This window comes from Catenulispora pinisilvae, assembly GCF_015356865.1.
Classification (GTDB): Bacteria; Actinomycetota; Actinomycetes; order Streptomycetales; family Catenulisporaceae; genus Catenulispora; species Catenulispora pinisilvae.
The window spans coordinates 56,132-76,874 of the sequence record NZ_JAAFZA010000003.1 but is presented as its reverse complement, the minus strand read 5'-3'; the positions used below and the strand labels follow the sequence as shown (position 1 = coordinate 76,874).

The following is a 20,743-nucleotide window of genomic DNA, read 5'->3' as shown; positions in this document are numbered from 1 at the left end:
CTGATTGACAAAGAGGAGTACTCAGACGCCTCAGGCAGAGGTAGCCAGTGCCGCGCGGGTCACCGGGTGTGCGAAGTCCAGCCCGGCGCAGTAGCGTTCGATCTCCCCCAGCGCGCTGCGGGTGATGCGCTGGAGTTCCCCGCCGAGCGAGCCCGCTATGTGCGGCGTCAAGAGCACGTTCGGCAGCGAGTACAGCGGCGAGGCCGCCGGCAGCACCTCCGGGTCGGTGACGTCGAGCACGGCGTAGATGCGGCCCGACGAAGCCTCGGCGGTGAGCGCCTGGCCGTCGATCAGCGAGCCCCGGCCGGTGTTGATGAGCGTGGCGCCGTCCCGCAGCAGCGACAGTCTGCGGGCGTCCAGCATGTGGTGGGTCTCCGGCAGGGCCGGGGCGTGGAGCGAGACGACGTCCGACGCGGTGAGCAGTTCGTCGAGGCCGACGAGCCGGGCGCCCATCGACCGGGCCGTCGCCGGGTCCACGTGCGGATCGGCGAGCAGGACGTCGAAGTCGTGGGGACGCAATAGTTCCAGAACCCTGCGACCCACCAGGGACGCGCCCACCAGGCCGACCGTCCTGCCATAGTTGCCGAAGTCCGGGAAGTGCGCCGACCAGTCCAGGGCGGCCCGGTGCTCGCGGTAGAGCGCGCCGAGCTCCAGCACCCGCTTGTTGGCGAACAGGATGGCGGCGACTGTGTACTCCGCGACGGGGACGGCGTTGGCGGCGGCCGCGCTGGAGACCAGCAGTCCACGGTCCCAGCAGGCGTCCGTCACATGGTGTTTGACGCTCCCCGCGGCGTGGACGACCGCCTTCAGCGCCGGCATGCGGGTCAAGACCCTGTCATCGAGCGGCGGGCATCCCCAGGACGTGATCAGGATTTCGACCGGTGCCAGGTCCGGCGCACGGTCGAAGTCCTCGGCGAGCAGTTGCGGATCGATGTCGACGAGGCGGGTCAGCCGCTGGATCGCGGCCGGTGGGAACAGTGCGTCGCGGTGCCGGCGGCCCATGGCGAACAGGGCGTGCGGGCGGGGCTGAGTCGGAAGCAAGACGATCCTTATGACGAGTGCTACTTGACGGCGCCGGCCGTCATGCCGGCCTTCCAGTACCGCTGGAGCATCAGGAACAAGATGATCAGGGGCGCGACGGAGACCAGCGATCCGACGACCGCGAGCAGGTAGTCCTCTGGGTGGCCCTGGGACAGGGCCGAGGAGTACCAGTCGTACAGCCCGAGGTTGACCGGGTACAGCTTCTGGTCCGAGAGCATCACCAGAGGCAGGAAGAAGCTGTTCCAGATCTGGGTGAATTGGAACAGGAAGATGGTCACGAAGGCCGGCCCGAGCATGGGGAAGGCGATGCGCAGGAAGGCCTTGAACTCCCCGGCCCCGTCCAGCCGCGCGGCCTCCAGGACCTCGTCGGGGACATAGGCGGCGCTGAACACCCGGGCCAGGTAGACCCCGAAGGGGAACACCAGGCCGGGGATGAAGACACCCCAGTAGGTATTCACCAGTCCGACCTTGGCAGCGATCAGATACAGCGGGATGGCCATCGCCGTCGCGGGCACCATCACCCCGATCAGCACCAGGGCGAAGATCTTCTCCTTGGCGGGGAAGGCCAGTTTGTCGAACGCGTATCCGGCGGCCACGCTGAACACGGTGGCCAGCAGGGCGCCGAGGCCGGCGTACAAGACCGTGTTGATGATCCAGCGCAGGTATATGCCGTTGTCGGTGGTGAACAGGTGGCTGAGATTGCTGAAGAGGGCGAAGCCGTGTCCCGGCGCGAAGCCGTTGGTGGCGAACAGGTCCTGGCGGCTCTTCGTCGACGACATGATCAGCCAGAGCATGGGCAGCAGGGTGTAGAGGGCGGCCAGAGCCAGGATCGCGGTCACGGCGGTCTTGGAGAGCAGCGCCGAGGGTTGTTTCCGCGTAGTCGGTGCCGGGCGCCGGTCCAGCTTGCCCGCGCTGTTCCGCTCACGGGCCGGGGCGGATGCCGGGGCGCTGAGTGTCGTGGGTTCGCTCACGGCTGCCTCCTACTGCGCGAAAAGCGGGTGACGAGATAGGACAACGCCGCGGCGAACAAGGCGATCAGCAGCGAGGCGGCTGCCGCCTGACCGAAATCGCCGCGGGTGAAGGCGGCGGTCTGGACATACATGTTGGGGGTCCAGCTGCTGCCGATCGCGCCGGACGCGCTGTAGATGACCATCGGCTCGGTGAAGAGCTGGATCGAACCGATGACGGTGAACAGCAGAGCCAGGGCGATAGCGGGACGGATCATCGGGACCTTGATCGACAGGGCGGTGCGGATGCCTCCCGCGCCGTCGATCCTCCCCGCGTCGAGGGTCTCGCGCGGGACCGCCTGGAGGGCGGCGTAGAAGATGACCATGTTGTAGCCGATCCACTCCCAGACCGCGATGTTCGCCGCCGAGAACACCGCGTTGCCTGAGGACAGGAAACTGACGTGGAGACCGCCGGAGTTCAGGAAACTGATCACCGGGCTCAGCCCGGGGGTGTACAGGTACACCCAGATCAGCGCCGCGATCAGCCCGGGCACCGCGTGCGGCAGGAACAAGGCGAGTTGGAAGAACGAGCGCGCCTTGACCAGAGCCGAGTCGAGCAGGAGGGCCAGGACGAGTGCGCCGCCGATCATCACCGGGATGTAGACGGCGACGTACGCGGCGATCGTGAGGAACCCGTTCCGGAACGCCGGGTCCGCCAACGCGGTCACGTAGTTGCCCAGGCCGATGAAGACCTGCCGGGTGCCGCCGAAGCCGAGACCGGAGGTGCGGGTGGTGAACAGGCTCATCCACCCCGCGTAGAACAGCGGGGCGAGGGTGGCCGCGGCGAAGAGGACGAAAAACGGTGCCAGGAGCAGCGCGGCGGTACGGCGCTGTGCACGGGCGGACGGGCTAGCCATACCGGCCTTCCTCAATTGAGACGGAATGAATGGACCAGGGCTCACGTCTTCAGGGGGCGACCTTCATGCCGCGGTGTTCGATGTCCTTGACAGTGGCCTGTTGCGCGTCGGCGAAGATCGCGGAGAGCTGCACGCCGCCGCCGGCGACGTTCGAGATCTGGTCGACGATCGCCGTGTTCGTGGTGCCCATGACCGGTCCCCACGTCCAACCGGGCACGACCGCGTCATAGGAGGAACTGCCCACGGCGTAAATGTCCTGGCCGCCGAAGTAGCCGGTCTGGAACGCCGCCTTGGTGACCGGCACGAGCTGGGGATCGGCGGGGAACATGCTGCTGGTGCCGGAGGCGACCCAGGCCTTCATCCCCGCGGGATCGGTGGTGATCCACTTGATGAACTCCGCGGCGGCGGCGCTGTCCTTGGCACCCTTCGGGATGACGAAGGACGAACCGCCGTACATCGCCGAGGCCGGCTTGCCGTCCCAGGTCGGGACCGGCGCCACCGACCACTTGCCGGTCTGGTCCGGGACGGTCGCCTGCTGCGATCCCGCGCACCAGCTGGCACAGACGTAGGCGACGGTGCGGTTCTGCTGAACGCTGGTCCAGAACGGATCGAGCGTGGTCAAAGAGGAGACGAGGTCGTGCTGGGCCAGGTCACCCCAGTAGTCCGCCACTTTCGTCGAGGCGGCGTCGTCCAGGGACACCTGCCAGGCGTCGCCCTTCGTGCCGAACCACTGTGCTCCGGCCTGCCAGGCCAGCGCGGTCAGGAGTCCGGGGTTGTCGGTGAACAGAACGCCGCCGCGGGCCATCGGATCGGCGGCCTTCACCTGCTGGGTCATGGTCTGGTACTCGTCCCAGGTCTTCGGGACGGCGATCTTATGAGCCGCGAAGAAGTCGTTGCGGTAGTACAGCATCAGCGGGGCGACGTCGCGGGGCACCCCCCACGTGTGACCTCCCAGATCGACCAGCTGTCGCACCGAGTCCGGAAAATCGCTCTGGACCACCGGACCGAGGGTCGAATCAAGGTTCTCCAGCATGCCCTGGGTGGCGAACTCCGGGAGCTGGGGGAACTCGACCACCGCGACGTCCGGGGCGGTCCCCGCCTTCACGGCGTTCTCGAGCTTGGAGTAGTACTCCTGGCCCGAGGGCACCGTCTGGAAGGTCACCTTGATGCCCGGGTGGGTCTGGTTGAAGGCCGCGGCGACCTGGTCGGATCCCTTGACGAAGGACCAGAAGGTGACCTGTCCGGTCTGCTTCTGAGCCGCCGGGGATCCCCCGCTGCTCGAGCTCCCGCATCCCGCGACGAGCAGGCCGAGAGCCGATATGGAGCAGGCCAAAGCTGTCAGACGTCTACGAAACATGAGGTGTCACCGTTCGTTCGCTGGGGTGTCACCGCAATCATTCGTTACAGTCGACAGCAAGTCAACAGTTCGATGTCATTCGAAAGTAAGTGAAAGAGCCGACCGGCCCGATCAGGCGGATCGGCCGGATCAGGCGGATCAGGCGGATCAGGCGGATCAGGCGGTAGTCCGGAGGTCGGCACCGCACGACGCGCGCACCCGCAGCTCCGGCCGGAGCAGGACCTCGGCCAGCGGCGCGGCGGGATCGGACAGCCGGCGGACGGCGAGGTCCACGGCCCACGCCCCCACCGCCTGCTTGGGCGGGGCCACCGCGGTGAGCGGGATGTCGCTCAGCTCGGCGACTTCGTCGTCGTAGGTGACCAGGGCCAGATCCTCCGGCACCCGCAGTCCCCGCGCGCGCAGGACGCCGACGAGGGCGATGGCGTCCAGGTCGTTGTGCACGAGCGCCGCCCGGACCTCGCCGGCTTCCACGGCCCGGACCACGTCCTCGAAACGAGCCTCCGCCGGGGCCGCGTCGTCGGAGGTGTTGATGCGGTATTCCGGCCCGGCCGTCAGCCCCAGGGCCTGGACGGCATCGGTGTATCCGGCGCTGATCAGGGCCGAGGTGGGGCTCTCGGCTCTGGCGACCAAGGCCACGTTGTCGTGCCCCAGCCCGGCGAGGTGGCGCACGGCGAGCGCCGCGCCGTAGGCGTGGTCGGAGGCCACCTGTTCCAGCCGGCCGGCGCCCCGCCCGGCGCGGCGCTCGACCAGGACGGCGGGAACATCGAGGCTGTCCAGCCACTGCTCGACGTCGGTCAGGAGTTGCAGTCCGGGGTGCAGCATCAGCAGCAGGCTGTCGATGCCACGACCGACCGTGAGCTGGCGGACTTGCTCCTGGTTCGCCGCCAGCGACTCCCCCGAGACGGCCAGTACGACCCGGACGTCGCGGGCGCGGGCCGCGTTCTGGACGCCGCGGATCACCTCCGGGTAGTAGTAGCCGCCGGGCGGCACCACCAGCCCGAGGGTGTACCGCCCCTGTGCGGCCGGTGACCCGGGTGCCGGAGCCGTGGCGGCGGCCAGCGCCCGCGCGCCGCCGTGCACCCGGGTCAGGAGCCCGCGCTCGGCCAGCTCCCTGACGTCCTGGCGCACGGTGACGGCGGAGACGCCCATCTCCGTCGCCAGTTCCTGCACGGTGATCGAACCCTCACGGCCCACGGCGCGCAGGATCGCGCGCCGCCGCTCATCAGCCAGCACCTTGCCGTCCCCTCTCGGTAGCGAGTGATACCGCTGCTTTCACTTGATAGAAAAGATATCAATCAAAGGCCGCTGCTGGCAGGCCCTTTGAAGTTCTGGTCGAGGACTCGCGTGCCTCCTATGAATAGGCGCATGGATCGCCTTGTTGACCTTGCTTTTGAAGGCTCTAGGCGCCGAAGGCCTCTTGCCGTAAGCGAAAGTCCTCCGTTACTCTCCCCCACCAGCGATCGGACAGCGCGCTTCCGAACGGGGGAATCCACGGTCCGAACCCAATCATGAGGAGTCACAATGCTGGATCCTCGTCCCATCAACCGGCGTCGGCTGTTGCAGGCCGGCGGCGGATTCGGCCTGGCCGCGGCGGCGACCACGCTGCTGGGTGCCCGAGCGTCGGCGGCACCGCCCACGCACCACCACGAGCCCGGCCACCCGGGCTCCACGCCACCGACCATCACCGACCTCGGGCCCGGTGTCGTCCAGTTCTCACTGATGAGCGGGCTGCTCGTCGGCGACACCGTCTACATCGGCTCGCGCAATCTCGCGCCGGCGCGCCTGATCGGGTTCCACGTCCCGACCCGCACAGTCGTGTCGAGCACTGACCTCGGGTCCGGCTACAGCATCCAGGCACTGGCCGCCGACGCCACCGGCCGCTACCTCTATGCCGGTGTGCTGCGCAACGCGGCCGACAGCACGCCGAACCTGTACCGCTGGGATCTCACCACGCCCGCCACCCCGGCGGTCGCGCTCGGCCAGACCGGCGAGCGCGACGTCCGGGCCCTGGCCGTCGCGCCGGACGGCAAGGTGTTCGCGGTCGGCGGCAACGCGCAGAACGCTCCCGCGCTCTGGGAGTACGACCCGGCGACCGGCGCCATCACCAGCTGGGGCGTGCCCGATCCGGGCGCCACCCTCGCGCAAGCGGTGGCGGCGACGGACACGGCGGTGTTCTTCGGTGCGGGCAGTGTGCTCGCCGGGGGCGGCAGCGCGAGCAACGCCTCGCTGTTCGCGTTCGACCGCACTACCCGGAAGCCGACCTCGATTCTGCCGCCGGCGTTCGCCACCGGGGTCTCCGTCACCTCACTGTCAGTGCTCGATGACAGTCTCGCCGTCGGGGTGAACGGGCTGGGCAAGTCAGCCCTCATCGACCTCGCCGACTACACGTCCGCCACAGTCATCCCCAGGACCGCGGTCCTGTTCCGCCAGCAGGGCGATCAGGTCTACTTCGTGAACGACCCCTACGTGTGGGCCTACTCCACGACATCGAAGTCGACCACTCAGGTGGAGACCGCGGATCTCGGGACCTTGTGGGGGTTGGACGTCACCGGCGACGGCAAGCTCGAAGCCGTGTCCGCGGACGGCTTCGTCGCCGAGATCGACCCGACCGCGGCATCGGTTGTGCGCACCGATCTCGTGGCGGCCGGCGCCCCGGCGGGCGCCCAACTCGCCATGGGAGTCGCAGCCGGCGGCGGCTACGCCTACCTCGGCGGCACCTCCACGATCGCCCGGCACGAGCTGTCGACCGGCGCGGTGGTCAACCTGAGTTTCGAGGGCGAGGCGAAGGACGCGCTGGTGCTGAACGGCGTGCTCTACACCGGCCAGTACAACAACGAGGGCATCTGGTCCTACGACCCGAACAGCGGCGTGCCGCATCAGGTCGCGGCGCTCGCGAACGGACAGAACCGGCCGCTGAACATCTGCTGGGACGCCGTCAACGGCCTACTGCTGGCGGGTGCGCAGGACGACACGGCCGGCGGCGGATCGCTGGCCGCGTACAACCCGAAGACCGCCGGAATCACGAGCTGGGTCAACCCGATCGACACCTCGCAGACGGTGCGCGCGGTCGCCACGGCCGACGGGATCGCCTACCTCGGCGGCGACAACATCTATCCGACCGGGCCCCGCGGCACCGTCGTCGCCTGGGACCCCGTCGCGGGACGGGAGTTGTGGCGTCTGGTCCCGACCATGGGCGCGGGTATCGCGGCGCTGGCGGTCCAGGGCCGCTACCTGTTCGCGATGGGACGGCACGCCGCCGGACTGACCGTGATCGACCGGACGACCGCCACGGCCGTCCAGACCGTCGACATGAGCAGCGTCTGCACCGACTTCGGGGCGCTGGTGGTCAACCGCGGATTCGTCTACGGCGTCTCGGACAGCACGGTCTTCCGCATCGATCCCGAGACCTTCGCCGTCACGGCGGTCGTCCCCGGTATCAACGGCGCCTGGTACAGCGGCCCGCACATCGGCAGCGACGAGAACGGCTACCTCTACACGATGCGCGATCGGAACCTCGTCCGCATCGACGACCAGGGATGATCAAGGAGAAAACGATGGCTAATTCTGCCCTTTCCAGGCGTCGGCTGTTACAAGCGGGCGGCGCGGGGATACTCGGTACGGCCGCCGGGCCGTTGCTGAGCACGTCGGCGTCAGCGGCTCCGGCAACGACTCTGGCAGCGGCGGCGGCTCCGGCCACCGCGGCCGGCCGGGCGCCGACGATCACCGACCTCGGTCCGGGCGTCGTCCAGTTCTCGCTGATGAGCGGCCTGCGAGTGGGCGATGTGCTCTACATCGGCTCCCGCAACCTCAGCCCGCCGCGCGTCATCGGGTTCGACCTGGGCACCCGCAAGGTCGTCTCGCACACCGAGCTCAGCGCCGGCTACACCATCCAGGCGCTGGCCGCGGATCCGACAGGCCGCTACCTGTACGCCGGCACGCTTTCGAAGACCCCGACCGACCCGGCGAACCTGTTCCGCTGGGACCTGACGAACCCCGGCGCACCGGCCGTCGCCCTCGGCGAGATCGGCGACCGTGACGTGCGGGCCGTGGCCACGGCTCCCGACGACACGCTCTACGCCGTCGGCGGCGGCTCGGACACCGCACCGGCGTTGTGGCAGTACGATCCGGCGTCCGGCGCGATCTCCAACCTCGGAATCCCCGATCCCGGCGCCACCCTGGCCAAATGCGTCGCCGCCACCGACACCACGGTGTTCTTCGGCGCCGGCAGCCTGTTGGCGGGCGGGAACGGTGCCAGCAAGGCATCACTGTTCGCCTACGACCGCGCGTCGAAGAAGTTCACTTCGATCGTGCCGCGGGAGTTGGCGGGCGACCCGAGCCTGCGCGACCTCGCCGTCATCGGCGACCTGCTGGCGATCGGCACCTCGGGCTCGGGCGGGCCGGGCACGGCGCACTTCGCGGCGATGGACCTGGACGACTACTCGTCCTACACCGTCCTGGCCTCCAACGGCCTCACCGTCAAGAAGTTCGCCGCTGTCGCCAGCGACATCTACTACTCCACCGACCTGGGGCTACAGGCCTACTCGACGACGGCCAAGACGCTGACCACCATCGGGCTGAACGGCCTGGACCTCGGCGAGATCTGGGGCGTCGACGCCTACGCGGGCAAAGTCGAGGTCACCTCCGCGTACGGGTTCGTCGCCGAGATCGCCCCGCAGACCGGCGCCGCCACCGTCACCGACCTCGGGAGCGCGGGAGCGCCGACGGACCCGCAGCTGTGCATGGGAGTCGCCGCCGGCGGCGGTTACGCCTACATCGGCGGCACCGGCAGCATCGCGCGCCACTCGCTGAAGGACGGCACGGTCGTCGACCTCCAGTTCCCCGGCGAGGCGAAGCACGCCGTGGTCCTGGACGGGGTGCTGTACACGTCGCAGTACGACTCCGAGGGCATCTGGCGGTACGACCCGGCCTCAGGCAAGCCACAGCACCAGGTTGCGCAGTTCCCACCGGCACAGAACCGACCGGTGGGCATGTGCTGGGACAGTACCAACGAACTGATACTGGTCGGGCTCCAGGACGACAGCGACGGCGGCGGATCGTTAGTCGCCTACAACCCGTGCACCGGCAAGGCCAGATCCTGGATCAACCCGATCGACCAGTACCAGATGATCCGCGCCGTCGCCTCGCACGACGGCATCGCGTACCTGGGCGGCGACAACGCGCAGCACACCGGCCCGCGCGGCACGATCCTGGCCTGGAACCCGGTGGCCGGCCGAGAACTGTGGCGCCTGGAGTCGAAGCAGACCCTGGGCCTGTCGGCGCTGGCAGTCCGCGACCGGCACCTGTACGGACTCAGCCTCAGCGGCGGCTTCTTCGTCGTCGACCTGAACACCCACGCGATCGTCCACACCCAGAACCTGGGCGCCATCTGCCCCGGCTTCTCACAGTTACTCGTCAACCGCGGCGTCGTCTACGCGGTCTCCGACACAACGCTGTTCCGCTTCGACCCGAAGACGTTCGCAGTCACAGTGGTCGCAGCCGGCATCAACGGCGCCTGGTACAGCGGCCCCAGCCTCAACAACGACGAGCGGGGGCTGCTCTACACCCTGCGCGGGCACAACCTGGTGCGGATCGACGACCATCCGCATCCGTAGCGAAGGCCCCTGCTGATCGGCCGAATCCCTTGCGGCAATAGCAGACAGGAACATACTGCGACGACGCAGAGTGCTTCCTGGCGCTGCGCCGCAGGGGATCCAGCCACCGGCGGCGTCTGCGAACAGCGCAATGGATAGGCGCTCGTTGAACGCTGGCTGAAGGCGCGCTGGTTGAAGGTGCGTTAGCCGGAGGCGCGCTAGTTAAAGGTGACAGGTCCGGCGATGTCACGAGCCTGCACGACAGAACCGTCCACAGTCCCCGAGACCGTGCCGGTCACGTCGCCGGCGCCGGTGACCGTGACCGTGACGACAGCCGCGCGGTGCCAGTCGGCCAGTTCGGCGGCGAGCGTCGGATCGGCGGCGGCCGCGGCGGCCAGGGCCTGCGCCAGTCCTGGTATCTGCTCGGGGTTCAGCGGGCCGTCCAATGCGGGCAGCGCTTCCCCGGCCTCGCCGCCGGAGCGCGTCTTCCACTTCCCCACGATCCACGCCAGACCCGCCAGGCTTCGCCGCCCGGCTTCGCCGCCAGCCGCGTCCAGTGCCTTCGACAACGCACCGGCCAACATCTGTGCGGTGACAATCTCCATCGCCCGACCCCCAGCCCGTGTCCGGCCGGCCCCTGTGTGAGCCGGCGTCCTGCTCCTACCCGTCACGACGACGGTGCCGCGGTCGCCGTGGGGTCGTTCACCAGTCCGGCACAGAGTGTGTACGATTTGTCGCTCGGCTGCCAGCGTTCGTCAGAGCCGCCCCATCCGGGGACGGTATCCGTGGTGCACGTGGCCGTCGGGTCGTCGAAGCGGCGGAGCACCTGCCAGACCGCTTCACCGGCAGGCGGTGCGGCTCCACACGCCAGCGGAGCCCAGGGCCCGTTCTTGGCGGCACCCGGCGGCATCGCATAGAAGCACTCGCCTTGCTTGATGTTCTTGATGTCGTAGGGCGTCGCGCTCGTGAAATGGTCGTGGACGTAGTTCCAGATGGGCTGATGCAAGACCAAGACGACGATGAAGAGAAGCCCGCCGATGATGGAGCCCCATCCTGAACTGGAAGACGTCGAGGGCGCAGGACTGTTCGGCGCCTGCGGTTGCGGGGTGTCGATGACCGGCGGGCGCGGGAGCCCGGAGCTGGCGCCCAAGGTCACTGATTCCCACGGCATCTTCGAGTTCTTATTCGGGGCCGCCTTCGCGTGCTGAGGTACTGCTTCGGTGGCTACGAGGTCCGGAGACGGGGCGGTCCACCCGTCGGCCTTGCCGCCGGACAGCAGCGCCTGGGCCTGGGCGGCGGTGGGCCTCTGCTCGGGCGGCTTCAGTGTCAGTGCGGTGATGAGCGAGGCGAGCCGTCCGGCGCGGGTCATCGGCGGCAGCGGTTTGGTGAGGATCGCGGTCAGCGTGCCGGTCCGGCTGTTCTTCTTCGCGAACGGCGAGACGCCTTCCACTGCCTCGAACAGCGTCACCCCGAGGGAGAACAGGTCGGAAGCCGGACCGTCGTTCTCGCCTTCGGCGCGCTCCGGCGCTATGTACGCCATGGAACCCATGACCGATCCGGAGACGGTCATGGTGGTATCCGTCTCGGCCTTGGCGATCCCGAAGTCGGTGAGCAGTATCTGTCCGTCGTCGGAGAGCAGGATGTTGGCCGGTTTGACGTCCCGGTGCACGATCCCGGCCTTGTGCGCGAAGCCCAGCGCGGACAGCATGGCTTCGGCGATCCTCGCCACGGCGTCCACTTCCAGCGGAGCGCCGGCCGATTCCGGATCCGCGTGATCGGACAGCAACGCGGTCCGCAGCGAGGTGCCGCGTACCAACTGCATGACGATCCACGGCGCGCCGTCCTCGATGACGACGTCGTAGACGGTGACGATGTTGGCGTGATCCGCCAGAGCCGCGGCGTTGCGCCCCTCGCGCCGGGCCCGGTCGAGCCGCTCCGCGTGCTGCGCCGGCGGCAACAGCGACAGCATGACTTCCTTGACGGCCACGGCCCGGCCCAGCTGCTCGTCGGTCGCTTCCCAGACCCGGCCGAAGCCGCCTACGCCCAATAATTCGATCAGCCGGTAGCGACCCCCCACCAACGTCCCGATCTCAGCCACCGACAACCCCCCATACGAATGCCGCCATGCACCGGGACCGACTCCCGCCAGGAGGATAGCCGTCATGAACGTCGGTGTACACAGAGAGCGCCCCGGCCGCGGGCGGGCGATCCGGCCGCATCGTGACTCGGCACGGTGGCCTTCGAGGCCGCTGGGCGGGCACTACCGTAGGTGATGTCCGGTGTCGTTGGCGTGTTCCGAAGAAAGCGGTGCCGAGGTGGTCAGCGACCGGATGGCCATGGTCCTGGCGCAGTTGGACCGTGGCGGGAGCGGTGACGGCGCCGACGGCTTGTCGCATCTGGCCTCTTCGACAGTCGCAGTGATCGTGGGAGTCGACGGCATGTGTGCCGGGGTGGGCACCGGGCCCGCGGGCACGGTGCCGGCCTGGGGCGGTGAGGCGGTCGGCACCGCGCTGGAGGACCTGCAGTTCACGCTCGGCGAGGGACCGAGCCGGGACGCCGCGGTGACCGGGGTCCCGGTTCTGACGCCGGATCTGGCCGACGCCCTGGCCCGCTGGCCTGCGTTCACCCCGGCCGCGATGGGCTTGGGCGCGCGGGCGCTGTTCGTGTTCCCGCTGCGGATCGGCGCGATCGGGGTCGGCACGATGCTCGCGCATCGTCGCGCCCCCGGCGCCCTGGCGGCGGCCCAGATCGCCGACGCGCTCGCCCTGGCCGACGCGGTGACGCTCGCCCTGTTACACCGGCAATGGTCCACGCCCGAGGACGGTGGGCAACCGGGCCCCGGCTGGGCACAGCCCGTGACCTATCGGGCCGAGGTGCACCAGGCGACCGGGATGGTCAGCGTGCAGCTCGAGGTGAACCTGGCCGAGGCGCTGGTCCGGCTGCGGGCCCGCGCCTGGGCCGAGGACCGTCCGCTCGCCGACGTCGCCGCCGACGTGGTGGCCCGGCGCCTGCGCTTCAACGCCTCGGATCGGTGACACCCGGACCGATGGCGCCCGTACCTAATGGCGCGCCCGGGCCTAATGGCAGCCGGACCTACAGCGCCCGGACCTGCGGCACCCGGACCTACGCCATGAAACCCGGCTCAGTGACAGCCCGATCAGTGACACCCGGATCAGAGACATCCCCGACCTCGACAGGACGGCGCGGCCACCCCCGCGACCTGCCTGGCGGGTCTACCTTGGAGGCATGAGCGTGACCCGTGAACGACAACTCGTCGAGACGTTCGTCGAGGTGGCCGACACCCTGGTCGACGACTTCGACGTCATCGACTTCCTGCTCACTCTGGCCGGGCGCTGTGTGCGGCTCCTGGACGTGGACGCCGCCGGCATCATGCTCATCGACCAGCGCGGGCATCTGCACGCCGCGGCAGCCTCCACCGAGAGCGCGCGGCTGGTGGAGCTGTTCGAACTACAGACCGACGCCGGTCCGTGCATCGACTGCTGCCGCACGGGCACTCCCGTGGTGAACGCCGATCTGGGGGCCAATGCCGGGCGCTGGCCCCAATTCGCCGAGGCCGCGCGGGATTCGGGTTTCGTGGCGGTGCACGCCCTGCCGCTCCGCCTGCGGGAGAACGTCATCGGGGCCCTGAACCTTTTCAGCGCCGAGAGCCGGGTGCTGACCGAGGACGACGTCCGCGCCGGACAGGCGCTGGCGGACGTGGCGACCATCGGCATCCTGGCCCAGCGCAGCCTGCACCAGGCCGAGCTGCTCGCCGCACAGTTGCAGAGCGCCTTGAACAGCCGCATCGTCATCGAACAGGCCAAGGGCGTGCTGGCCGAGCGCCACCGGATCAGCGTCGACGAAGCGTTCGCGCTGCTGCGCGAACACGCCCGCCACCGCAATCTGCGGCTGTCCGATCTGGCCCGTGACGTCGCCGAACGCTCGGCGGCGGCGGCCGAACTGTGGCGCGCCTGACCGCTGGAACGAACACCATGGAGCCGGCGAGCTCCGTGATCACGTCGGCGCCGCACGGTTCGGTCTCTGATTTGGTCTCTGGTTCGGTCTCTGATTTGGTCTCCGGTTTGATCTCCGGCGTTCCGGACAGCAGGAGCCCGTCGGCCGACCCGCGTTTCGGCCGGTGGCGTTGCGATCGATTCCCGCGACCGATCGATAGCGTTGGTCTGGACTGGGCTTCGACATCAGGGATCTGGATCTGCCATGGGCTACGGAACGGCGTCGAAGAAGCTCGTGCCACGCGTCCCGCACCGGCACGGCGAGGGCGAGAAAGATCATCTGACGAGTTTCGGCGGCCTGGCCGCGCTGTCGCTGGACGCGTTGAGCTCGGTCGCCTACGGCCCGGAGTCCATACTGCTGGTGCTGGCCGTGGCGGGCACCTCCGCGCTGCGCCTGACGCTGCCGATCACCGTGGCCATCACCGTGTTGCTGGCGGTGCTGGTGGTCTCCTACTGCCAGGTCATCGCGGTGCACCCGGACGGCGGCGGCGCCTACGCGGTGGGCAAGAAGGACCTGGGCGGCACGGTCAGCCTGCTGGCCGCCGCCAGCCTGGTGGTCGACTACGTCCTGACGGTCGCGGTCAGCCTGGCGGCCGGCGCGGCGAGCCTGGCCTCGGTGTTCCCGTCGCTGGCGCACCACATCCTCGGCCTGACCCTGCTCGGACTGGTCCTGATCGCGGGCATCAACCTGTGGGGCGTCGCCGAGAGCGCCCGGGCCTTCATGGTGCCGATGCTGCTGTTCCTCGGCGCTATCTTCGCCGTCATCGGCGCCGGGCTGTTCCGGACCCATCCGGCGGCGGTGGTGGGCACCGCAGTGCCCGTCCATGCCGTCGAGGCGGTGAGCGTGCTGCTGATCCTGAAGGCCTTCGCCGCCGGCTGCTCGGCGCTGACCGGGATCGAGGCCATCGCCAACGGGGTGCCGACCTTCCGCGAGCCGCGCGCCGAACGCGCCCAGCGCACGGAGCTGATGCTCGGCGGGCTGCTGGCCGCCATGCTCCTCGGACTGGCGATCCTGATCCACCGGCAGCATGTCGCACCGCGCGGCGGCGTCACGGTGCTGGCACAGCTCACCGCCGGTTCGTTCGGCACCGGCTGGGCGTACTACGCCACGAACATCATCGTCACCCTGATCCTGGCCCTGGCCGCGAACACCAGCTTCGGCGGACTGCCGGTCCTGATGAGCCTGCTGTCCCGGGACAACCGCCTGCCGCACCTGTTCGGCCTGCGCGCCGAACGCCCGGTCTACCGCTACGGCGTGGTCGCCCTGGCGCTGCTGGCCGGGCTGCTGCTGACGGCGGTGCACGCGGCCACAGACCGGCTGATCCCGCTGTACGCGATCGGGGTCTTCATCGGATTCACCATCAGCCAGACCGGGCTGGTCCGCCACTGGTTCGGCGAACGCCCGCCCCGCTGGCGGCTGCGCGCCGCCCTCAACGGGACCGGCGCGGCCCTGACCGGGCTGGCCGCCGTCGTGTTCATCATGACCAAGTTCGCCGCCGGGGCCTGGGTCGTGGTGATCACCGTGCCGGCGCTGATGCTGCTGTTCGCCCGGATCGAGAGCTACTACACGGCGGTCGGCCGCGAACTGGACCTGTCCAGAAACCCCACACCCGCGCCCCCGCCGACCCGAAGCCTGGTGATCGTCCCGGTCGGCAGTGTCAGCAAGCTGACCGAGCACGCCCTGTACGCCGCCCGATCGCTGGCCGACGATGTCGTCGCGGTCAGCGTCTGGCCCGATCCCGGGCAATGCTCGCAGTTCCGCGACGCCTGGGACCGGTGGGATCCCGGTGTCCGGCTGGAAACCCTGGTGAGTCCGCACCGGTCGCTGGTCCACCCGATGGTTTCCTACGTCCGGCAGGCGGCGGAGGGCAGTCGGCAGGTCGCCGTCCTCATCGTCGAGGTCCAGCCGCGCCGATGGCGCTACCGGATCCTGCAGAACCAGCGCGGTCTGCTGCTGGCAGCGGTTCTGCGCGCCAGCACCGATGTCGTCATCTGCACCATCCCCTACCGCCTCACCAGCCGGTAGACGATCGCGGCCGACGACTACCGCGCGTCGCCGTCGGCGTGTGTCCTGAGCCTGCCGAGGATCCCGGTGAGCAGACGGGAGACCTGCATCTGCGAGACCCCGAGCTCCTGGCCGATCTCGGTCTGCGTCATGCTCCGGAAGAAGCGCATGAGCAGGATCTCCTTCTCCCGCGCGGACAAAGTCGCCAACAGCGGCCGCAGGGTCTCGCGATCGATGACGTTCTGGATGCCACGATCGTCGGCACCCATCAGGTCGCCCGGCATCGAGCCGGCCCCGTCCTCGGTGGCGGCCGGCACGTCCAGCGACCCCACGGCGTGCAGCCCGGTCGCGCCGATCGCGTCGGCCACCTCCCCCGGATCGGCGGCCAGCAGCACGGCGAGTTCGGAGACGGTCGGAGCCCGGTTCAGATCCTGCGAGAGGGTCTCGGTGGCGTCTCGCAGTTCACTGCTGAGCTCCTGGATGCGCCGCGGCACATGGACCGCCCACGTCGTGTCCCGGAAGTAGCGCTTGAGTTCCCCGAGGATCGTGGGGGTGGCGAAGGTGAGGAACGCGGTGCCGAAGTCGGGATCGAAGTGGTCGACCGCCTTGACCAGGCCGACGTAAGCGGACTGGAGAACGTCCTCCGCGGCCTGGCCGTGCACGCCGTAGCGGCCGGCGACGTAGCGGGCGTAGGGCATGTACTCGGTGATCACGGCCACCCGCAGCGCGGACCGTTCGGCGTCACCGGGCGCCAGGCGGTGCATCCGGTCCAAAGACCGCAGCGCCGCGGCCCGCTGGTCGGTCCGGTCGCGGCCGTGGCGATCGCGGCCGTGACCGATCCGCGGCTCGGAGGTGGGCTCGGGGGCGGAGGCGAACTCGAAGGCGGGCTCGGAGGCGGAGGCGGGCTCGAAGGCGGGCACGCGGGCCCGGTCTCGCTGGTGCGGGAGAAACACGGCTGTGGCATCGGGACGGGCGCGGAGTCGGCGGCCCAACCGGGAACGGCGCGGTTGACCTCGTGGCACGCGAGGCCGGACCTCGCATGTCGGCGTGCTGATGGAAGTCCTGCCCATTGAGCGCCCTACGCTTTCGCATGTGGGGCGTCGGCTGCGTGGGAGGGCTTTCGCGGCCGAAGATGAAACCGGTTTTTGCCCCGACCGCATACGGCGCGTCGGAATTCACGGCGCCAGAGTCTTGGGCGTATGAAGGTACTGCCACAATAGCGCGAATCGGGATGGTGCGTATATAGCGCCCCTGCCTCTTACCTGGCCCGATCGCGAGGAGTCAGCGGCCCGGTGCGCGGAAGCGCAGACGCGGAAGCGGATGCGGACACCGATGCGGATGCGGCCGCGGCCGCGGCCGCCGGACCGAGCCGGTGTTCGGCCAAGCGTCGGGGGTCGGGCCAACGAACATCGGTGGCCCAGCCGAGGCGCTCGAACAGCCGGATCACCCCGGCGGACAGGTCGATCTGGCCGCGATCCACGCCGTGCCGGGCGCAGGACGGATCGCAGTGGTGGGTGTTGTGCCAGCTCTCGCCCATCGACAGCAGGGCCAGCGGCCACAGGTTCGTGGCCCGGTCGTGGCGGCGGGTCGCGAACGGCCGCGTCCCCATCAGGTGACACAGGGAGTTGACACTCCACGTCACGTGCTGGAGCAGGAACACCCGGGCCAGCCCGGCCCATATCAGTGCCGTGACTCCCGCGGTCCAGGCGAAGTCGCCGATCGCCCAGCCGGCCAGGGCCGGCAAGGCCAAGGACGCCACGCACAGCACGGGGAACAGCCCGGAGATCCGGCGCATGACCGGTTCGGCCACCAGGTCCGGGGCGAAGTGGCCGACGTCGGTCGGGTCGTCGCCGAACAGCCAGCCGAAGTGGGCGTGGACCAGGCCGTGCAGCTGGCCCACCGGTCCGGTGCCGTACCGGTAGGGCGAGTGCGGATCGCCGGGCCGGTCGGTGAACGCGTGATGCCGCCGGTGGGTCGCGACCCAGCTGATGACCGAACCCTGGAAGCTCATCGATCCCGCGACCGCGAGCCCCGCGCGCAGAGCCGGTTTGGCGGTGAAGCTCCGGTGGGTCAGCAGTCTGTGGAAGCCGACGGTCACGCCGAACCCGGTCAGGAAGTAGAAGAAGCCCGCCAGCAGCAGGTCGACGACCCCGACGCCCCTGCCCCACAACAACCACACCGCGGCGACGAGACCGAGCAGCGGCGCGATGACCAGCAAGGCCGTCACGGCCACTTGAATTCTGCGTTGAACCGGTGTCGTGGCGGTCGGCGGGTGGCCGGGAAACGGCTCTACGCCGTCATAGGGGATAGCAGCCATAGCGATTACCTCACTGGTTGATTGCAGCGAGGCGGGTCACGAGACCGGCATAAGGTCTAGACCTGATCGAAAACTCGGTCGGGCTGCGATGGTCGGGTGCGTTGCGGGCATTCTACGGCCGCTGGCCGGGCGCAGGCCAGGAGCGGTGCCGGGCAGCGGGACGGCGTGCTCGGACGACGGCGTCCCCCGCTGCGATGCCGCGCCTCGCGGGGTGAGACGCGGCACCGGTCCAGGGGGTGTTACTTGGGGAGGATGACCCCGATGAAAGCTCGGTAGCGCCGCAGGGCCATGCGCAGCCCCTCGGTTCCGGGGCTGCCGTCCTGCCAGTCGGCCGCCAGATCGATTCTGCGGGCCTGGAAAGCGCTTTGCAGGGCCGCGGCGATCTCGTTGATGAGCCGGTCCGCCTCCCGCACGGACTCCGCCGGGTCCTCCACGAAGCCGGCCTGGATCTCGGCCCAGCGGCTGAGGAACGCCTGCTCCGCCTCGTCGCTCAAGAGCGGCTCCATGGATTCCGGCTCCGGCTGCCGCTCCTCGGTGAGCACGCCCCCGTCGTCAGCCCACCGGTGGGTCGGCTCGGTGGGGAAGGTGTCCTGGTCCACGACCGGTTCGGCGTTCACGGCGTGACTTCCGATTCCTTGATCCTGCGCGACACCACTGCACCGGGTTCGGTCAGCAGGTCTTCGAAGAGGGTCTGGTACTGCATCAGGGCTTCGCGTTTCACCTCGGTCGGCATCGACGCCGGATCGGACCGCAGGCGTTCGCTGACCCACAGCGCTTGGCGGTAGTCCGCCAGGGCGGGTCCGTACTGGACCGAAAGCAGAGCCAGCTGCTCGCCTTGATCGTCGCCGGGATAGCCCTTGGCTTCCAGCAGCCGGGCCAGCAGCTGCGCGGCACTGGTCACGGCGACCCCCGGGTCTTCGAGGAAGCCGCCTCGGATGTGCTGCCAGGACGTGGCGTAGAAGTCCCGGTCGTTCGCACTGATCGGCTCCAGGCGCAGCCTGTCGTGCATCTGGTTGCGCCGCGCCAGCTCCCGGTCCGCGGCCCGCGTTCCGCCCTGCTCGGCCCGCACCCGGGCGTATTCGGGCCCGAACGAGGTACGGATCCGGCGCTTGGCGTACTCGTGCCGGCCGCTGTACGCCACGACGGCGACGACCAGGACTATGGCGATGGCGATGAAGACCACGGCGGTGATCATGAGGGCCTCCTCAAAGGGGCTTCCGCCCATGAGTACCCGAATCGCCGGATCCAAACGGGGTGGCGCAGATAGTTCAGATATCGGCGAAGGCATCGACGGCGGTCGGATAGCAGCGCAGCGTCGCCGCGAGTCCGGTGATGTCGAGCATCTTCTGCATGCGACGGTCCGTGCGGCACAGCCGGACCCACCCGCCACCTGTGAGAGCCCAGTTGTGGATGAGGACGAACGCGTTCAGGCCCGCGCAGTCGCAGAAGTACAACCCGGCCAGGTCGACGACGACGTACGGGCGGGGGCGGGCTTCGAACGTTTCGAAGCAGACGGTCTTGACGGCGGGAGCGGTCGCGATATCCAGCTCACCGGTCAGGGCGACCACCGGTCTGCTCGCGGCCGGATCGACCGATATGGTCAACAAGGCCCGCGATGTAGTGGCGGCGGCGCCGATATCCCGCTGACCGGAATCGGTCCGCCCACGTAAGTCGGCACCCGAGTCGGCGCCTGAGCCGATGCCCGCCATGACGGCCTCCTAAGACCTGCCGCAGGAGCGCGAAGCGTCACCGGGGTCCGGGGAGACCGCCCGGATTGGCCGGGCGTAGTTCAACTCTAGACCTCTCGGCCAGCGGAGAGACTTTCAACTCAGAAGGTCTTCATCGCACCCGCTGCCGCGGCCGACGCAGCCGCACCACCCCGTAGACGACAGCCGCGGCGACCAGCACGCAGCCGATGAGCAGCAGGTAGAACAGCCCTTTGACGACGGCGCCGATGACGCCCAGCACGACCGCGGCCAGGATGAGGAGCAGGAACACAACCATGGCGCTTCTTCCTGTTGCAGGCAGATGCTCAGCTTGCGGGCAGGTGATCAGGTTGCGAGCAGGTGGTCAGCTTGCGCGCCGGTGGTCAGCGGCGGGCGAGTTGCCGCTCTCCGGAAGCACCCGCCTCGTACGGCAGCTCGTAATGCTGGAAGACGGCCTCCTCGTCCTCGAAGGGGAGAACGTCGTCGGTACCGATCGCCGGGCTGCGCTTCACCAGCGACTTCGCGTAGTTGACCCGGACGTAGTCGGGTCCCACGACCACGTCGTCCAGCGGGACGAACACCAGGCGGTGCCTGGTGGGAAGGCCGACCCGGACGGTCGCCATCGCGGGTTCGTCGGTGCTGGTGTCCACGTAGACCGCCTCCAAGGAGCCGATCTTGTGCCCGCCGGAGTCGACCACATCGTAAGTACGCCACTCCCGCAGGTCCGCTGCCTGGATCATCGTGCCTCCTCCGGCGCTCGGGGGAAAATAGCCACAACTAGCCTTTTTGCCAGCATACGCCCACCAACTCCCGATATAGCGCGATCTGCGGAATCAGCGAGGCGCGGTG

General features: G+C 69.1%; 19 protein-coding genes. 5 read left to right on the top strand and 14 right to left on the bottom strand.

Translation table 11 applies throughout. The features are described 5' to 3' along the window. Positions 1-30: 30 nt before the first annotated feature. The 5 genes from IZR01_RS01735 to IZR01_RS01715 all read right to left on the bottom strand — a co-directional run bounded on the left by IZR01_RS01735 (position 31) and on the right by IZR01_RS01715 (position 5,495). Entirely contained in the window at positions 31-1,002 is a 972-nt protein-coding gene (locus IZR01_RS01735) for a hydroxyacid dehydrogenase (protein ID WP_194922643.1), read from the bottom strand. Between the two features lie 59 nt (positions 1,003-1,061). Beyond that, positions 1,062-2,012, bottom strand: coding sequence for a carbohydrate ABC transporter permease (locus tag IZR01_RS01730; protein ID WP_323746167.1), 951 nt, complete (start codon positions 2,010-2,012; stop codon positions 1,062-1,064). After that, positions 2,009-2,905, bottom strand: coding sequence for a carbohydrate ABC transporter permease (locus IZR01_RS01725; protein WP_194892500.1), 897 nt, complete (start codon positions 2,903-2,905; stop codon positions 2,009-2,011). Before IZR01_RS01725 ends, IZR01_RS01730 begins: the two co-directional genes overlap by 4 nt. A 49-nt stretch (positions 2,906-2,954) precedes the next feature. Beyond that, positions 2,955-4,262, bottom strand: a complete 1,308-nt coding sequence (locus IZR01_RS01720) for an ABC transporter substrate-binding protein (RefSeq protein WP_194922613.1) — start codon at positions 4,260-4,262, stop codon at positions 2,955-2,957. Between the two features lie 156 nt (positions 4,263-4,418). Beyond that, entirely contained in the window at positions 4,419-5,495 is a 1,077-nt protein-coding gene (locus IZR01_RS01715) for a substrate-binding domain-containing protein (RefSeq protein WP_194922612.1), read from the bottom strand. Positions 5,496-5,783: 288 nt separating this feature from the next. On the opposite strand from IZR01_RS01715, the gene IZR01_RS01710 reads away from it, so the two are divergent. Both IZR01_RS01710 and IZR01_RS01705 read left to right on the top strand, forming a co-directional pair. Next, positions 5,784-7,802: an outer membrane protein assembly factor BamB family protein gene (locus IZR01_RS01710; RefSeq protein ID WP_194922611.1), complete on the top strand. Its 2,019-nt coding sequence runs from the start codon at positions 5,784-5,786 to the stop codon at positions 7,800-7,802. Between the two features lie 14 nt (positions 7,803-7,816). After that, on the top strand, positions 7,817-9,874 hold the full coding sequence (locus IZR01_RS01705) for an outer membrane protein assembly factor BamB family protein (protein ID WP_194922610.1): 2,058 nt from the start codon (positions 7,817-7,819) through the stop codon (positions 9,872-9,874). A gap of 197 nt (positions 9,875-10,071) precedes the next feature. Here the strand turns inward: IZR01_RS01705 and IZR01_RS01700 are convergent, their stop codons facing one another. After that, positions 10,072-10,458 carry a hypothetical protein gene (locus tag IZR01_RS01700; RefSeq protein ID WP_194892505.1) on the bottom strand — a complete coding sequence of 129 codons (387 nt, stop codon included), beginning with the start codon at positions 10,456-10,458 and terminating at the stop codon, positions 10,072-10,074. A 62-nt stretch (positions 10,459-10,520) separates the two neighbouring features. Continuing rightward, positions 10,521-11,951 carry a serine/threonine-protein kinase gene (locus IZR01_RS01695; protein ID WP_194922609.1) on the bottom strand — a complete coding sequence of 477 codons (1,431 nt, stop codon included), beginning with the start codon at positions 11,949-11,951 and terminating at the stop codon, positions 10,521-10,523. 181 nt (positions 11,952-12,132) lie between these two features. Here IZR01_RS01695 and IZR01_RS01690 point away from each other — a divergent pair, with 181 nt between their 5' ends. From IZR01_RS01690 to IZR01_RS01680, 3 genes are all read left to right on the top strand, one after another. Then, positions 12,133-12,888, top strand: coding sequence for an ANTAR domain-containing protein (locus IZR01_RS01690; RefSeq protein ID WP_194922608.1), 756 nt, complete (start codon positions 12,133-12,135; stop codon positions 12,886-12,888). Between the two features lie 211 nt (positions 12,889-13,099). Next, the gene (locus tag IZR01_RS01685) at positions 13,100-13,828 is read left to right on the top strand and encodes a GAF and ANTAR domain-containing protein (protein ID WP_194892508.1); all 729 of its coding nucleotides are present in this window, start codon (positions 13,100-13,102) and stop codon (positions 13,826-13,828) included. A gap of 243 nt (positions 13,829-14,071) precedes the next feature. After that, positions 14,072-15,892, top strand: a complete 1,821-nt coding sequence (locus IZR01_RS01680) for an APC family permease (protein ID WP_194892509.1) — start codon at positions 14,072-14,074, stop codon at positions 15,890-15,892. A gap of 17 nt (positions 15,893-15,909) precedes the next feature. Here the strand turns inward: IZR01_RS01680 and IZR01_RS01675 are convergent, their stop codons facing one another. From IZR01_RS01675 to IZR01_RS01645, 7 genes are all read right to left on the bottom strand, one after another. Beyond that, a complete protein-coding gene (locus IZR01_RS01675; RefSeq protein ID WP_323746168.1) occupies positions 15,910-16,791 on the bottom strand; it encodes a SigB/SigF/SigG family RNA polymerase sigma factor in 882 nt (293 codons plus the stop codon). 338 nt (positions 16,792-17,129) lie between these two features. Beyond that, positions 17,130-18,188, bottom strand: coding sequence for an acyl-CoA desaturase (locus IZR01_RS01670; protein ID WP_194922607.1), 1,059 nt, complete (start codon positions 18,186-18,188; stop codon positions 17,130-17,132). Positions 18,189-18,427: 239 nt separating this feature from the next. After that, entirely contained in the window at positions 18,428-18,805 is a 378-nt protein-coding gene (locus tag IZR01_RS01665) for a hypothetical protein (RefSeq protein ID WP_194892511.1), read from the bottom strand. Next, positions 18,802-19,383, bottom strand: coding sequence for a hypothetical protein (locus IZR01_RS01660; RefSeq protein ID WP_194922606.1), 582 nt, complete (start codon positions 19,381-19,383; stop codon positions 18,802-18,804). Before IZR01_RS01660 ends, IZR01_RS01665 begins: the two co-directional genes overlap by 4 nt. A gap of 73 nt (positions 19,384-19,456) precedes the next feature. Next, positions 19,457-19,897 carry an STAS domain-containing protein gene (locus IZR01_RS01655; RefSeq protein WP_194922605.1) on the bottom strand — a complete coding sequence of 147 codons (441 nt, stop codon included), beginning with the start codon at positions 19,895-19,897 and terminating at the stop codon, positions 19,457-19,459. Positions 19,898-20,027: 130 nt separating this feature from the next. Continuing rightward, positions 20,028-20,192: a hypothetical protein gene (locus IZR01_RS01650; protein WP_194892514.1), complete on the bottom strand. Its 165-nt coding sequence runs from the start codon at positions 20,190-20,192 to the stop codon at positions 20,028-20,030. Positions 20,193-20,277: 85 nt separating this feature from the next. Next, positions 20,278-20,634, bottom strand: a complete 357-nt coding sequence (locus tag IZR01_RS01645; protein ID WP_194892515.1) for a PRC-barrel domain-containing protein — start codon at positions 20,632-20,634, stop codon at positions 20,278-20,280. Positions 20,635-20,743 lie beyond the last annotated feature (109 nt).